14 protein-coding genes and 1 riboswitch are annotated in these 14963 nt (G+C 34.4%); of the genes, 9 read left to right on the plus strand and 5 right to left on the minus strand.

The window, feature by feature from the left end:
• Positions 1-74 precede the first annotated feature (74 nt).
• Positions 75-1685 (plus strand): class I SAM-dependent methyltransferase, encoded by a 1611-nt coding sequence (locus OA85_RS08890; RefSeq protein ID WP_039109154.1) that lies wholly within the window; start codon positions 75-77, stop codon positions 1683-1685.
• Positions 1686-1717: 32 nt separating this feature from the next.
• Here the strand turns inward: OA85_RS08890 and OA85_RS08895 are convergent, their stop codons facing one another.
• Genes OA85_RS08895 through OA85_RS08905 form a run of 3 tightly spaced genes read right to left on the minus strand, consistent with a single transcriptional unit; the run spans position 1718 to position 4675 of the window.
• Complete coding sequence (locus OA85_RS08895) at positions 1718-2500, minus strand: ABC transporter ATP-binding protein (RefSeq protein ID WP_039109155.1); 783 nt, start codon at positions 2498-2500, stop codon at positions 1718-1720.
• On the minus strand, positions 2500-3531 hold the full coding sequence (locus OA85_RS08900; RefSeq protein WP_039109156.1) for an iron ABC transporter permease: 1032 nt from the start codon (positions 3529-3531) through the stop codon (positions 2500-2502). The genes OA85_RS08895 and OA85_RS08900 overlap by 1 nt, the downstream gene beginning before the upstream one ends.
• 1 nt (position 3532) lies before the next feature.
• Positions 3533-4675 (minus strand): ABC transporter substrate-binding protein, encoded by a 1143-nt coding sequence (locus OA85_RS08905; protein WP_039109157.1) that lies wholly within the window; start codon positions 4673-4675, stop codon positions 3533-3535.
• Between the two features lie 202 nt (positions 4676-4877).
• Between OA85_RS08905 and OA85_RS08910 the strand changes: the two genes are divergently transcribed.
• The 8 genes from OA85_RS08910 (at position 4878) to OA85_RS08945 (ending at position 12730) form a co-directional block, all read left to right on the plus strand.
• A complete protein-coding gene (locus OA85_RS08910; RefSeq protein ID WP_197056060.1) occupies positions 4878-5801 on the plus strand; it encodes an ABC transporter substrate-binding protein in 924 nt (307 codons plus the stop codon).
• 2 nt (positions 5802-5803) lie between these two features.
• Complete coding sequence (locus tag OA85_RS17185) at positions 5804-6184, plus strand: DUF5522 domain-containing protein (protein ID WP_082014131.1); 381 nt, start codon at positions 5804-5806, stop codon at positions 6182-6184.
• Between the two features lie 19 nt (positions 6185-6203).
• On the plus strand, positions 6204-6719 hold the full coding sequence (cobU, locus tag OA85_RS08920; RefSeq protein ID WP_039109160.1) for a bifunctional adenosylcobinamide kinase/adenosylcobinamide-phosphate guanylyltransferase: 516 nt from the start codon (positions 6204-6206) through the stop codon (positions 6717-6719).
• Positions 6716-7357 carry a diphthine--ammonia ligase gene (locus tag OA85_RS08925; protein WP_039109161.1) on the plus strand — a complete coding sequence of 214 codons (642 nt, stop codon included), beginning with the start codon at positions 6716-6718 and terminating at the stop codon, positions 7355-7357. Before cobU ends, OA85_RS08925 begins: the two co-directional genes overlap by 4 nt.
• Positions 7358-7382: 25 nt before the next feature.
• The gene (gene cobT, locus OA85_RS17190) at positions 7383-9065 is read left to right on the plus strand and encodes a nicotinate-nucleotide--dimethylbenzimidazole phosphoribosyltransferase (protein ID WP_082014150.1); all 1683 of its coding nucleotides are present in this window, start codon (positions 7383-7385) and stop codon (positions 9063-9065) included.
• 53 nt (positions 9066-9118) lie between these two features.
• Positions 9119-9916, plus strand: a complete 798-nt coding sequence (locus tag OA85_RS08935; RefSeq protein ID WP_039109162.1) for an adenosylcobinamide-GDP ribazoletransferase — start codon at positions 9119-9121, stop codon at positions 9914-9916.
• Positions 9901-10437, plus strand: a complete 537-nt coding sequence (gene cobC, locus OA85_RS08940; RefSeq protein WP_039109163.1) for an alpha-ribazole phosphatase — start codon at positions 9901-9903, stop codon at positions 10435-10437. Before OA85_RS08935 ends, cobC begins: the two co-directional genes overlap by 16 nt.
• A 46-nt stretch (positions 10438-10483) precedes the next feature.
• Positions 10484-10743: riboswitch (cobalamin riboswitch) on the plus strand.
• A gap of 76 nt (positions 10744-10819) precedes the next feature.
• The gene (locus OA85_RS08945) at positions 10820-12730 is read left to right on the plus strand and encodes a TonB-dependent siderophore receptor (RefSeq protein ID WP_039109164.1); all 1911 of its coding nucleotides are present in this window, start codon (positions 10820-10822) and stop codon (positions 12728-12730) included.
• 68 nt (positions 12731-12798) lie between these two features.
• Here the strand turns inward: OA85_RS08945 and OA85_RS08950 are convergent, their stop codons facing one another.
• Both OA85_RS08950 and OA85_RS08955 read right to left on the minus strand, forming a co-directional pair.
• Complete coding sequence (locus OA85_RS08950) at positions 12799-13413, minus strand: N-acetylmuramoyl-L-alanine amidase (protein ID WP_039109165.1); 615 nt, start codon at positions 13411-13413, stop codon at positions 12799-12801.
• A 75-nt stretch (positions 13414-13488) separates the two neighbouring features.
• Positions 13489-14934: a S41 family peptidase gene (locus OA85_RS08955; protein ID WP_039109166.1), complete on the minus strand. Its 1446-nt coding sequence runs from the start codon at positions 14932-14934 to the stop codon at positions 13489-13491.
• Positions 14935-14963 lie beyond the last annotated feature (29 nt).

The following is a 14963-nucleotide window of genomic DNA, read 5'->3' on the forward strand; positions in this document are numbered from 1 at the left end:
GATGATATTTTCATATATTTGAGTAGGTTATTCTGGATTGAATTGTGTTTTTTCTTCTTTAAAACGTACTTTTTATGATTGATAAAATTACTCTTAGAAGCACCATTTTCAAACATTTGGATGGTTTGGTTACTGCACCTGTAGCGTATGTTTTGCATGAAAAAGGGGTGCTTTCCTATATTCTTGACAAAAAAGAAGTGACGCTTTCGGAACTTTCGGAGCACTTTAAAGCCAATGAAGGCTATCTCAATGTAGGTTTGCGTGTTTTGTGTTCGCAAGGATTCCTGGATTATCATATCAATACCACCACAGACCAAATTAAATTTAGCATAAACGATAAAAGTGCGATTGCTTTTCCAATGTTCTATCTGTATGAAGATGTGCTTGATTTACTGCATTTCTCGATGCAATTTCGCACACGATTATTAGATGATATTCCATTTGTTCGATTGGGTCTAATTTTCGATTTGTATGCAACTAATTATGGAATTTTATTTTCGAATGATACGCTGACCAATGAAATTCAGCATCAGATTCTAACGCATATTGAAGGTTGTTTGGTCGGGCCAATATTAGTAAGACTTGGTATGAGCGGCATGTTCCATAAATATTTTATGGAGATTTCCTTCCGCCCCGAAGAATTTCATAAATCTCCCGAAAATTTCAAAATTATACTGGATTTCTTTGTTGATTTAGGTTGGTTTACACAAAAGAAAGGCAATTATCAGTTTACGGAAAAGGGATTGTTTTTTGCCAAAAGGGCTTCTGCTTATGGAGTGACGGTTTCCTATTTACCTACTTTCAGTAAAATAGAGGATTTGCTTTTTGGTAACCCAAATATACTTCGAACGGTGACCGAGGGAGAAGATGAAATTCATGTGGATCGAGAAATGAATGTTTGGGGAAGCGGAGGTGCACACGACACTTATTTTAAAATTGTAGATGAAATTATCATCAAATTGTTCAATTTACCAATAGAAGATCAGCCCAAAGGAATTTTGGATATGGGTTGTGGCAATGGAGCATTTATAGAGCATATTTATACTGTAATCGAGAGGCAAACCCTTCGAGGAAAAATGCTGGATGATTATCCTTTATTCCTTGTTGGCGCCGATTATAATCAAGCAGCGTTGAAAGTAACCCGAGCCAATTTAATCAAAGCTGATATTTGGGCCAAAGTAATTTGGGGAGATATTGGTCAACCCGATTTGTTAGCCAATGACTTATTGGAAAATTACAATATTGATTTGAAAGATTTACTGAATGTGAGAACCTTCTTGGATCATAACCGAATTTGGGAAATGCCAAAACAGATAACTAAAGATAGAGTAAGTCATTCAACTGGCGCATTTGCACATAGAGGAGAGCGAATCAGTAATAGTTTAGTCGAAGATAATCTATTGGAACATTTGAATAAATGGTCGCCTTATGTTCGGAAATTTGGATTGTTGATGATTGAATTGCATACGATTGCTCCAAATTTGACTGCTGCTAATTTAGGAAAAACTGCCGCTACGGCTTATGATGCTACGCATGGTTTTTCGGACCAATATATAGTCGAAATTCCTGTTTTGCACAAAATTGCTGCTGAAGCAGGATTGTATCCAGACACTAATTTCTTCAGGAGATTTCCAGATGCTGCTATTGCAACAGTGAGTATAAATTTATTGAAAGGAAATGGTTAGCAAATTTTGCACTGAATAGTAAAATGTTGGAACTAAACAATCATGAATTTTCCTTTTTCAGCGTCAAAAACAATATGTTCATCTTTGAATAAGGTATTGAAACTTCCTTTTGCTATAAAATTACAAGGTTCGTCTTGAAGTACTGTTTCAGGAGTCATAATAATCATTTCGTCACTCAATTGTATTGCCATATCAATATCATGGGTCGAAAATAAAATGCATTTTCCAGTTTCATGAGTAAGCCTTTTCAAAAGTTTGAATAAAGCCACCTTGTGCAATAAATCCAAATGGGTAGTGGGTTCATCTAAAATTATTAACGGAGTATCTTGTGCCAAAGCTCGTGCAATTAATACTTTTTGTAATTGCCCGTCACTAATCTCATAATGTTTTTTTGTGGCTAAATGACTGATTTGTGTCAATGTAATAGCTTCATTAACTTTAACAATATCAATGTCAGATAAAGTTCCCATCCAATTGGTGTAGGGCTGTCTTCCTAAAGCAATGAGTTCAAAAACAGTTAAATTACTGGGTGGTAATTTTTCGGTTAAAACAATACTTAGGTTTTGGGCTAAGTCCAAAGGTTCGTAATCAGTAATTTTCTTTTCATTCAAGAAAACAGCACCAAACAGCGGTTTCTGGATTCCTGTTATTGTTTTTAAAAGGGTTGATTTTCCAATGCCATTTGCACCAATTAAAGCAATCAGCTTTCCTTTTTTTAAGGAAATAGAAATATTAGAAGCCACTACGGTTTTCTCTTTTTTATGAGAATAACCGATGCTAATTTGAGACGCTTGTAAGATGATTTTATTTTCCATTAGGCAATCATTTTTCGTTTTCTAACCAATAACCAGATTACTACAGGAGCACCAATTATCGAAGTCACAGCATTGATTGGCAAAGTAATCTCCAATCCGGGCAATTCTGAAATTACATCACAAATAAGCATAATCGAAGCTCCTAAAAGTAACGTACTCCAATACAAAACCGAATGATTACTGGTTTGAAATACTAATTTTGCTATATGTGGAACCGCCAGTCCTATAAATGCAATTGGACCTGCATAAGCGGTAATGCTTCCTGCTAAAATACTTGTTGCAAAAATAATAATCAATCGTGTTTTTTTGAAATTCAAACCTAAACTGCGGGCGTAATTTTCACCCAGTAGCAGAGCATTTAGTGGCTTTATGCTAAATAGACTTAATAATAAGCCAATTGCCACACAAATTGTTAGAATTAAGATGGATGACCAAGACAAGTTGCCTAAATTTCCCATGGACCAAAACGTGAATTTTTGCAATTGTTCTGCTGAACTAAAATAGGTAAGAACGCCTACTATTGCGCTGGTAAAACTACCAAACATCAATCCCACAATTAAGATGGCCATTGTATCGCGTAGCCTTTGGGAAACCATTAAAACGGCTAGTAATACAACAGAACTTCCTATAGTTGATGCTAAAACCACTCCATACGAGGATAGCAAAAGAGTACTTAAAAAAGTAGGAAGTAAGCTCGCACCTAATATTACAAAAGCGACACCTAAACTGGCACCGGAACTCAGTCCTAAAACATAAGGTCCTGCCAATGGATTTCGAAATAAAGTTTGCATCAGTAAACCACTTATGGATAAACCCATGCCAACAAGAATAGCCGTAATGGCTTTGGGTAAACGATAATTGATGATGATATATTCCCAAGTAGATTTACTGGCTTGACCACCGGTTAAACTAGTATAGACTTCTTTAAAAGGAATCGTTATGGAACCAAAACTAATGTTTACAAAAAACAAAAGAACAAGCCCTAAAGTAAGCAAGGAAAATAGAATCGTATTTCGTTTTTGATTCGCCAATTTAATTTAGTTTTTGTGCAAAAGTAAAAGTATAATTTGGAAGCAATTCAGGGTGAAAGATTTTAATGTAATCTTTCAAGACCAAATCAGGTCTGCTTGGTGCTAATTCATAATAAATGGTTCCTCCTGTTGTGCCTAATTTACTTTCAAAAGTATACACATTTTTAGATTTTAAAGCATCAAACTGACTGTAATGCGGATTACTGTTTTCGAATTCAGTAATGCTTTTAAAAGAACCTGTTGCAATCCAATATTTTGCCGTTTTTGCTTTCTCTAATATTTTTTCAAAAGGCAAACTAAGACTTCCTGTTCCTGCTACATTTGCCCACAAATAATTCGCTTTGGCATCTTTCATAAATTGGGCTACCCAGCTATTTCCTCTTGCTACATACCATTGATCTTGATACATAGATCCATAAAGAACAGTAGCTGTTGGTTTTTTGGTTGCAACCAATTGTATTGCGTCATTGTAATTTTTAACGATTTCATCAAAAAGAGTTTTGGCTTCTTTTTCTTTTCCAAATAAAGCACCGTAAAGCTTAATCCATTCTGCTTTTCCTAGTGGAGTTTGCTCCATCCAGTCTGCTTGAATGAGTACTTTAAGACCGCTTTTTTGTAAATTATCAACCATTGGGTTGTTGTTGTCAACTCCAAAAGTTACAATTAAATTAGGCGCCAAATCAATGAGTTGCTCCATGTTTAATTTTTCGTTTTGTCCTATGTTTTTAACAGCACCAGCATCAATTAGTTTTCTGGTTTTTTCAGAAGAAACATAATCGGTGTGAGGAAAACCTACCAGTGATTTTTCAACTCCAAGCATTTCCAAAAAAGGAATATTAGTAGTTGAGGTAACGACAATAGATTCCAAAGGAATTGGAATTGTTGTGTATTTTTGAAGGCTATCAGGAATGTTGCCGTTTTTTTCTTTTAATATATAAGTGAAGTCCTTATTTGCTTCAGGCCAAGGGTTTGAAACTTTTACTACTGTATATCCTTCGTGTTTAAATATAGCAAGGCTTTTTGAATACGTTATGGAATTCCCAGTTGTAACTACTGTTTTGATTGTAGTTTGCTCGTTTTTTTTGCATCCAATTAGCATTAAAAACAATATAAAATAAGTTAATTTCAGCGTATTTCCTTTCATAATTTTTTGCAAATTTGAAGACAAAGGTAAATTATAATTTTTTTATAATCAGAATCAAATTTTTAAAATGAGGTAGAAAGTGTAAAACATAAAATAAGATTTATACTAATAGTTAGCTGCATACCTTTATATTTGTACTTCGTTTTTTTTCTGTTTTTATTTAAAAAAAGCAAGCAAAAAAAACTCTAAATTGATAACTACAATGATGAAAATTTGTTCTTTTCTGCCTGCTGCCACTTCTATGATTTACGAAATGGGATTAGAAAATCAATTGGTTGGTGTTACTTTTGAATGCCACTCGGATAAACCAAAAGTAGTTCGTTCCTATCTTGAAGGTACCAATCACACGAGCAAGGAAATAGACCAAATTGTATCACAATCCAAGGCACAAGGAAAAAGTTTATACTACATAGACGATACTTTACTAGAATCGATTGCTCCAGATATTATTTTTACCCAAGATGTTTGTGATGTATGTCAAATAGATACCAGTCATGTGGCTCGTTCCATTTATAAATTATCGAAAGAGCCTGAATTGATTCCACTTATTCCTAGGAATTTAGAAGATATTTATCAAAATGCAATAACTATTGCAAAGGCTTTCGATAAAGAAGAACGCGCATATGAATTACTTGTAAAACTTAAAAAACGAACCGATTTTATTTTGGATAGGCTTCGCAAAAATAACGCACCATTAAAACGAGTTATGGTTATGGAGTGGCTGGATCCGATTTATAATTGTGGACATTGGATACCGTATCAAATTTCGCAAGCTGGAGGCGTTGATATGCTTTCGAATCCGTCTGGCTATTCGATTGTTACGGATTGGGAACGTATTTTGCTTTACAATCCAGAGGTTTTGGTGGTGGCACCTTGTGGTTTTGATGTAAGCCGTTCGGGGCAAGAAATTGAAGCATTGACAAAATTAGAAGGTTGGGAGACTTTAAAAGCAGTTCAAAATAACGCTGTTTTTCTTGCTGATGCTGATTTGTTTACACAACCCAGTACGACTGTTGTAGACGGAATAGAATTGTTGGCAGCACTATTTCATCCTGACCTTTTTGAAGTTCCAAGTAAATTAAAGCACAAATATTTGTCTTTTCATTTTAATGAAAAAGTGAAATAATAATGACTGATAATTTTCCAAACACTATTCGAATAAAAAACTGTTCTACCTGTGGAACTCCTTTCAATTGTGGAGATACGCCAGAAGGAAGTAAATGCTGGTGCAATGATTTTCCGCCAATTTTCACACCATCAGAGGTAGTCGATTGTCTTTGCCCAAGTTGCTTTACAACTGCTTGTTCCATTAAAATAGAAGAGTATGTGGAGTCTGTAACTCCCGAATCAGCAACGGATAATAAAGCTAAAGATTTACCCACAACGGCTAATCTCGTGGAAGGAATCGACTATTATTTAGAAAATGGGAATTATGTTTTTAAAGCTTGGTTTCATCTAAAAAGAGGGTATTGTTGTACCAATGGATGTCGACATTGTCCGTATAAATAAATAACAATCTACAATTACAATGATATACCTAATAACAGGCGGTGAACGCTCCGGTAAAAGCAGTTATGCCGAAAATTTAGCAAAAGAACTATCGGATAAACCGATGTATGTGGCTACAGCCAGAAAATGGGATGATGATTTCCAAAAAAGAATCGATCGTCATCAAAAAGATCGTGACGAACGATGGATTAATATTGAAAAAGAAAAGCACTTGAGCGAAATTGATTTTTCAGGAAAAGTAGCTATTGTCGATTGTGTTACACTTTGGTTAACGAACTTTTTCGTGGATACTAAAAACGATGTTCCCTTGTGCTTAGAACAAGCTAAAGCCGAATTTGATGCTATTGCAAATCAAGAAAATGCGACAATTATTATTGTAACCAATGAAATAGGGATGGGGATGCATGCCGAAACTCATATTGGTAGAAAGTTCACCGAACTTCAAGGTTGGATGAATCAATATATCGCTAAAAATGCCGATACCGTTGTGTTTATGGTTTCTGGAATTCCTGTAACAATAAAAGAAAAGAAATGAATTTTGTGACTTCTTGGAGTGGCGGAAAAGACAGTTGTTATGCAATGATGCAAGCAACCCAGCAAGGACTTATTCCAAAAGTATTGCTCAATATGATGAATGAAAACGGCAAAGTGTCCCGTTCTCACGGATTGCCTTTGTCTATTTTGAATCAGCAAGCCCAAAAAATGGGATTACCTATGGAAGCAATTCCCGCAACGTGGGGTGATTATGAAGCCAAGTTTATTGCTGTTTTGAAAATGCTAAAAGCCAAATATGATTTGGAAGCAGCTGTTTTTGGGGATATTGATTTGCAACCGCATAAAGATTGGGAAGACAAAGTATGTGCCGCAGCTTCGTTAAAAGCAATTTTGCCTTTGTGGCAACAAGACCGAATTGTTTTGGTAAACCAAATGCTTGAAAAAGGCATTGTAACAATGATTGTTTCTTGTAATACCATGATGGGAGAACGTTATCTGGGGAAAATTTTGACCAAAGAATTAGCACAAGAATTACATGAAAAAGGAATAGATCCTTGTGGCGAAAATGGGGAGTTTCATACTTTGGTAATTAACTGTCCGTTATTTTCTGGAGCGATTGAATTGCCTGAATTCACTAGAATTACCTATGAAAATTATTGTTTCATCGTTTGGGAATAAATATAAAAGCAAAAATCATTTTAAGATGACTTATTTAGATGAAATTTTAAAATCCCGTCGTGACACACGCCATTTCACAAATGACGAAGTACCGGATGCTGTTCTTGAAAAAGCACTCCAAGCGGGACATTGGGCTCCTTCTGTGGGTTTGACTGATGCTACAAAATATTATCTGATCAGATCGGCTGAAATGAAGAAAGCCATTAAAGGTTTATTTTTAGATTATGATGAAAAAGCAATTGCTCTAACGGATAACGAACAACAAAAACTAGAATATAAAGCCCTTAAGCTAGAAGCAATAGAAGAAGCACCATTGGGATTAGTGATTTGTTATGATCGTTCCGTTTTGAATAATTTTACGATTGGAACCGTTGGGAGTAATGAAGCGGTAAAGTTTAGTTCCGTTTGTGCGGCGCAAAATATTTGGCTGTCATTAACGGAGCAAGGGTATTCCATGGGATGGGTTTCCATATTAAATTACTACCAGTTCAAGCAATTATTAGGTTTACCCGAAAACATGGAGCCATTGGGGTATTTTTGTGTGGGAAAACCGGCTACCAATTATGATAATCAACCCATGTTGCAACAACTGAATTGGAAACAAAAACAAGAAATTCCATTAGTTGAGGAAATCACTGTTTTGCATGAAAGTAAGGTAGAGAAAGTATTTTTTGGTACTAAAAATGATATAGATTCTGTTGCTTTTGCAAATGCGTTACAATATAAAATCGACCAAAAAACCAAGCCAACAGGTTCATTAGGAGTTTTAGAAGTACTCGCCAAACAAATTGGGATGGTGTTTCAAACTTTAGAACCTAAAATTATAAAACCGAATATAGTTGTTTTTGCCGCAGATCACGGAATTGCAAATCATGGCGTAAGTGCTTATCCGCAAGATGTAACCAGACAAATGGTAAATAATTTTTTGATAGGTGGCGCAGCAATCAACGTATTTTGTAAACAAAATAAGATTCAATTAGCTATTGTAGATGCTGGGGTGAATTATGATTTTCCTATGAATACGGATTTGATTTCGGCTAAAATTGGGAAGGGAACACATTCTTTTTTGCATGGAGCGGCAATGAGTAAAACAGAAGTTGAATTGTGTTTTATAAAGGGAAGCGAAATTGTTGCCACTATTGCAAAGATGGGTAGTAATTGCGTTGGTTTTGGCGAAATGGGTATTGGCAACACAGCTACAGCTTCAGTTTTGATGAGTATTATTTTAGAATTGCCAATTGAAGATTGCGTGGGAAAAGGCACTGGAGTAAATGATGAAAAGCTGATACAAAAAATTAATATCCTTAAAAAATGCATTGATAATTACGATGGTTCAGATGATTTAGAGAGCAAATTAGCCTATTTTGGGGGTTTTGAAATCATGCAAATGGTAGGAGGAATGCTTCAGGCAAAAGAAGCTAATATGTTGATTCTAGTTGATGGTTTTATTTGTAGTGTTGCTTTTTTAATTGCCTTTAAAAAGAATCCATCTATTATTAAAAATGCTATTTTCTGCCATTCTTCTGCTGAGCAAGGGCATCAAAAAATATTAGATTACCTTGGAGTTCGTTCCTTGTTGCAACTCGATTTACGATTGGGTGAAGGCACCGGTTGTGCCATTGCTTTTCCTATAATTGAATCGGCTGTAGCATTCTTGAATGATATGGCTAGTTTTGAATCAGCAGGAGTGAATAGCCGAGAACTTTAATTGTAGGTTATTAATGAATAGATCAATTGGCTTCAGCCAAAACAATATAAAATATGAAAAAAGAACTCCATATATTTTTTACCGCATTAATGTTTTATACTAGGATTCCGTGTCCTGCAACTATCGATCATAATCCAGATTATTTAAATAAAGCGTCCCGTTATTTTCCATTAATTGGTTGGATTGTGGGTAGCGTGGCTTTTGGGGTATATTGTGTTTTTAATTATTTAGTTGCTCCTGAAATTGCGGTCCTGTTTTCGATGATTGCTTCGGTTTTAGTTACGGGAGCTTTTCATGAAGATGGTTTTGCTGATGTTTGCGATGGTTTTGGTGGCGGTTGGACCAAAGAAAAAATACTGATGATTATGAAAGACAGTGCTATTGGTGCCTATGGAGCAATAGGTGTTGTTTTACTCTTATTAGTGAAGTTGATGTCCACAAATATGCTTTTTAGAAATGCGGAAAATACGGGGCTAAATGTATATATTGTTAGTTTTTTACTCCTTGTTTCGGCGCATTCCATCAGTCGATTAGCGGCAATTTCAATTGTTTTTACCCATGAATATTCACGAGAAGATGCTTCAAGTAAAAGCAAACCTATCGCGCAAAGTTATTCTTGGAGAGAAGTGGTAGGAGCTTTCTTGTTTGGATTACTTCCATTAGTTATTTTGTCCTATTTTCAGTGGCAAATGCTGTTGATTTTAATCCCAGTTTTTCTGACCCGATTTTTTTTAGCATGTTATTTTCAGAAATGGATTGACGGGTATACTGGGGATTGTTTGGGGGCAACTCAACAAGTTTGTGAAGTGGTTTTTTATATATCAGTTATTGCATTATGGAAGTTTATTTAGTACGCCACACGGAAACGGTTTGCAAAAAAGGAATTTGTTATGGACAATCCGATGTGAAAATAATGGAGCCTTATGATGCTGTTTTTCAGTCTGTTTTAAATCAATTGCCTCAAGATGCAAAGCTATATTCCAGTCCTCTACTTCGCTGTGTTCTTTTGGCAAATTACATCAAAGACAATTCAGAAATTGCTTCTATTAATGAAGATTCTCGTTTAATGGAAATGAATTTTGGTGATTGGGAAATGAAAAATTGGGATGTAATTCAACCCGAAGAACTAAATCCCTGGATGACTGATTTTGTAAATGTTCGCGTGCCCAATGGAGAGTCGTTTACAGATTTACACGGTCGAGTAGTTGATTTTATGCATAATGAACTTCAAACAAACAATTCAAAGCGAGTAATTATTGTGGCGCATGCAGGAGTGATACGAAGTTTTTTATGTAAAATTTCGGATTTGCCTCTTAAAGACGCTTTTCAGAATAAAGTAGATTTTGGAGCTGTAATTAAAATTGAATTATAAAATCCGCAATTATTTAGGTTATTAACCTAATATAATTTTATCTTTGCCGCCGTATTGAGGTTGAGGTTTGTTTTTTCAAACCACATTAAAAGGGAATCAGGTGAAAGATTTCAAGTTTTAGATTTCAGATTTTAGGTTTAAATCCTAAATCATGAATCCTAACTTAAATCAAGAATCCTGAGCTGTACCCGCAACTGTAAGCTATCAAGCTTGTTGTTATCTACAAAACCATTGTTCGCCGCGGCGAATGAGAAGGTAAACAACAAGACGCAAGCCAGGAGACCTGCCTATTACATCGAGTATCAAACTTTCGGGAAAAAAGGTTTGGGTATGGGTCATTCTATGCTTTTCTCCCCAATTTATTAAATTTTACATTTTTAAAATGAACAAAAAATTCATTCGCTTTAGTGCGATTGCATTGTTATTTGCAATGAACACGTATGCACAAAACCAAGAGCCAAAACAACTTGATGAGGTTGTCGTTTCCGATTCGAAATTTGCATTATCAAAAGAAAAATCAGGAAAAGTTATCGTCAAAATTACTGCTGAGGATTTGAAGAAAAAATCAGGCCAATCAGTAGCTTCAATTTTAAGTACAGTGGCAGGTGTTGAAATCAATGGAAATCAGAGTCGTAATGGTAAGGATTTGGGACTTTACATTCGTGGAGGAAGAAATCATCAGGTTTTAATTTTGATTGATGGTGTTCCGGTAACAGATGCTTCTGGAATTAGTTTATCGTATGATTTGAGATTGCTTCCAGTGGAGCAAATTGAAAGTATTGAGATTATGAAAGGCGCTTCAAGTACTTTATACGGTTCTGGAGCAGCGACAGGTGTTATTAATATTACACTAAAAAAAGCAGGTAAAAAGGCTATTGCAGGAAATGCATATATGAATATTGGTACACAAACAGTTGCTAAAAAAGCAAATTATAGTGTGCAAGATTACAATCAGGGTTTTGCTGTAAACGGTGGTTTTGAAAAAGTAAATTATTTTGCTTCTTTGAATAGTACTGAAACTACAGGGATTTCTGAAGCAAAACCATTAAATTTAAATACTAAATTTGAAAATGATGCTTTTTCAAGAGTAAATTCTTTAGTGAAAATTGGCTTTACGCCAACTAAAAAATTATCGTTTGATTTCTTTGCTAATTATGATCGAATGAAAAACGATTTTGATGCAGGTTCATTTGCAGATGACCTTAAAAATTTCAGTCTTTCGGAACAATTTAGAGTTGGTTTTACTCCAAAATATAAATACAATAAAGGAGAATTGGTAATTAATACAAGTGCAAACGTAATCAACCGGGATATCTTTAGTTATGGCTCTTTATTTCAGGCTAAGTCAAGAAGTGTCAATGTTGATGCCTTTAATAAATATGAAATTTCATCTCAATTATTTGTCGTTACAGGAACACAATTTCAGTTTCACGAAATGTCAAACATGAGCCAGTATGACGCAATTACAAATGAAGTGGCTAAATTTAATATGATTGATCCTTATGTAGCTGCTGTTTATAATTCAGACTTTGGATTGAACTTAAATGCAGGAGCACGTTATAATATTCATAGTAAATACGGGAATAATTTAGTTTATAATGTTAATCCATCGTACAGCTTTTCAGAATCATTAAAAGTATTGGCTTCTTATAGTACTGCATTTGTCACTCCAAGTTTGTACCAATTGTACTCTCCGTATGGTGATTTGAATTTGTCTCCAGAGAAAGATGCGACTGCCGAAGCTGGTTTTGAAGCAAGTTTAGTAAATAAGAAAGTAGTTTTAAATGCAGTTGTTTTTCAAAGAGAAGAGCAAGATGCTATAGGTTTTGATTTGATGACTTATAAATACTTCAATGTTAATGGTAAAAACAAAGCTAAAGGTCTTGAAACAATGATTTCTTATGCTTTTAATGATAAAGTAAAATTCAATGCCAATTATACGTATACCGAATTAGAAAGACAATCTCGTATTCTAAACCCAAAACACAAAGTAAATGCTGCTCTTGATGTGCAAGCAACAACGCGTCTTGCTTTTAATGTTGCGTACCAATTTGTGTCTGATAGATATTTAGAATATACAATCTATCCAGCTCCAACATATGATCCTGTATTGAAATCAGAAGTTTTAAAAGATTACCAATTAGTAAATGCTAATGTTCGTTACGAATTAATCAAAAACAGATTAAACGTTTTTAGTGCTGTTGATAATATTCTGGATAAGGATTTTGTTGAAAGCAGAGGATATAGCACTAGAGGAAGAAACTTTAAATTAGGTTTGAATTTCTTATTCTAAAAAAATAAATATTTTAGTTTTAGTACTTAAAACCCGTTCCTTAATTTGGAACGGGTTTTTTGTTTTTATTATTTCATTTCCGAAATAAATTCTGAAATGGATTTAGCAATTTTGTTTTGCTCCTTATCATCAATCAAGTATTTTTTGTCATTTTCATTGGTCAAATAACCAAGTTCGACAATTACTGCAGGTACATCTGATCTTTTTAGAATGTAAAAAGGACCGTTTTTTATACCAGATATTTTCAAATTTGTATCCTTTGAAAATTTGTCTTGCAGTCTTCCGGCAATTTCATTTGATTTTTCAAAAAACTCAGTTTCTTTAGCGACATAAAATTCTAAGCCAGATGTTTTATTATTTAAGCTTGAATTTACATGTAGCGATAAAACTAAATCAGGTTTGATTTTGTTGATAAAATCAGTTCTTTCTTCATAGGATAAAAAGGTGTCATCTGATCTTGTAAGATGAATCACAACATTGCTATTCAAAGACTTAATTTTGTTAGTGACTTGTTCTACAATTTGTTTTTCGGTAATGGAATTAGAGATGACTCCAAAATCATTCCCGCCGTGACTGGCATCAATAACTATATTTATTTTTTTTGGCTCTAATGTTTTTGAGCTTATAAATGAAAAAGAAACAATTATAATTAGTATTAAAAATACTTTTTTTAAATTTTCCATTTAGTTCTTTTTTAGGATGTTAAGTGTTAAATGTAAACTTAAAAAAAGTATTTTTATTATGGAGACGTTTTAAATTTATTTTAAAGCTTTCAAAAGCCCTTCGGGTGCTTTTTCAAGATACATTTGGTTTTGTAACCCATCTATAGATTTTGAATCTTTAAAATAATTAAAATCTTTTTCCGGACTTTGTTTCATCATTCTGGCAGTTCCAGTAATTTTACCAATAGCAGTGCTCAATAAAGGTTCTGCAGTGTCGCCAAGAACTCCGAAAGTGCTCAAGGTTTCTTTCAGTGCGTAAGTAGGTGTTAAACCATTATAGTAATCACCAAAACCATCTGAATTTACAATTTTTAGCACAATAGGCTGCATTGCATACCTGTGGTTTGGGTTTCTGTTTTCTGTGCCAAAAGTAGGCGAATCATATAGTGTAACTGATCCAACATTTTTCCCGGTTGTGATATCCCCAATTTGTACAACAGTAATGTGAGGTTTTAATCCGTTTATCACCAATTCACTTGCTGATGCAGTACTTTTGGTTGTTAGAATATAAATTTTGGTCATATTTAAACTGTTAATAGCTGTAGTTCCAATTTTGTCCGTAAAACTATTGATTAAAGCTGTTGGATTTTCAGCTTCGAAATAAGCATTAATTTTAGCATTCCATTGTTGTTTAGCAAAGACTTGTCCTGTGAATTGTCCCGTAATCATACTCGCTAATCGTGTAGCTGTTTGAACAGAGCCACCACCATTGTAGCGTAAATCTAAAACCAAGTCAGTAATTCCTTGAGATTTTAGAGTAGCAAAAGCATCATTTAATTGCGTGTCATAATTAGCATAAAAGCCGTTGTACATTAAATATCCTATTTTATGAGAGCCAGAGGTTATTACCTTATTGATTAAAATTGGATTTTCCGATAAAACGGTTTTTGTCAATGACACTGATTTTCCATTGGCAACAATTGTAGTTCCATTGTAGTCCGCCATATTTAATGTGTAACTATCAGCGGCTAATAGCGATTGATAGTTACTGATGGTAAGTTGAGTTCCATTTACGGCAGTAAACAAATCACCACGCTTGATTGCTTTAGTTGATGCATCAGAATTTGCAATAATATAACGTACATAGCCAAATATCTCGGTAGTACTTCCTGGCTTATAACTTAAACCAAAATCAACACCGTCATTTTTAGTTGTTCCTTGAAGCGCTCCTTCCAGTTCTAAATAATCGCTTACAATCCAGCTGAATCGATCAATAGTTTTGTCTACTCTTAAGGCATTGAATAAATCTTCAGGAACAGGATACCCTTTCAAAAAAGTATTTAATTCTGCTTGGGTTGAAAATCGGTCATCCCCTAAATTGGGTACGTCAGCTTGCCATAAATAGTATTGGTTTAAGCCTTTCCATATAAAATCCTGAATATCTAAGTTTACTGGTGCGGCAACATCGTCGTTATCTTGACAAGATTGAAAAGTAAAAACGGCTAAGAATAATAAAAGCGTAAGTTGGAATGTTTTTTTCATGTTTTGGGAGCGATATCTTTTATAAACGT

Source organism: Flavobacterium sp. AED, from assembly GCF_000812945.1.
Taxonomy (GTDB): Bacteria; Bacteroidota; Bacteroidia; order Flavobacteriales; family Flavobacteriaceae; genus Flavobacterium.

What these genes read in the sequence shown, in the direction of transcription:
- OA85_RS08890 (WP_039109154.1), top strand. Translation starts at nt 75, where the DNA reads ATGATTGATAAAATTACTCTTAGAAGCACCATTTTCAAACATTTGGAT.
- OA85_RS08895 (WP_039109155.1), bottom strand. Translation starts at nt 2,500, where the DNA reads ATGGAAAATAAAATCATCTTACAAGCGTCTCAAATTAGCATCGGTTAT.
- OA85_RS08905 (WP_039109157.1), bottom strand. Translation starts at nt 4,675, where the DNA reads ATGAAAGGAAATACGCTGAAATTAACTTATTTTATATTGTTTTTAATG.
- OA85_RS08910 (WP_197056060.1), top strand. Translation starts at nt 4,878, where the DNA reads ATGATGAAAATTTGTTCTTTTCTGCCTGCTGCCACTTCTATGATTTAC.
- OA85_RS17185 (WP_082014131.1), top strand. Translation starts at nt 5,804, where the DNA reads ATGACTGATAATTTTCCAAACACTATTCGAATAAAAAACTGTTCTACC.
- cobU (WP_039109160.1), top strand. Translation starts at nt 6,204, where the DNA reads ATGATATACCTAATAACAGGCGGTGAACGCTCCGGTAAAAGCAGTTAT.
- OA85_RS08925 (WP_039109161.1), top strand. Translation starts at nt 6,716, where the DNA reads ATGAATTTTGTGACTTCTTGGAGTGGCGGAAAAGACAGTTGTTATGCA.
- cobT (WP_082014150.1), top strand. Translation starts at nt 7,383, where the DNA reads ATGACTTATTTAGATGAAATTTTAAAATCCCGTCGTGACACACGCCAT.
- OA85_RS08935 (WP_039109162.1), top strand. Translation starts at nt 9,119, where the DNA reads ATGAAAAAAGAACTCCATATATTTTTTACCGCATTAATGTTTTATACT.
- cobC (WP_039109163.1), top strand. Translation starts at nt 9,901, where the DNA reads ATGGAAGTTTATTTAGTACGCCACACGGAAACGGTTTGCAAAAAAGGA.
- OA85_RS08945 (WP_039109164.1), top strand. Translation starts at nt 10,820, where the DNA reads ATGAACAAAAAATTCATTCGCTTTAGTGCGATTGCATTGTTATTTGCA.
- OA85_RS08950 (WP_039109165.1), bottom strand. Translation starts at nt 13,413, where the DNA reads ATGGAAAATTTAAAAAAAGTATTTTTAATACTAATTATAATTGTTTCT.
- OA85_RS08955 (WP_039109166.1), bottom strand. Translation starts at nt 14,934, where the DNA reads ATGAAAAAAACATTCCAACTTACGCTTTTATTATTCTTAGCCGTTTTT.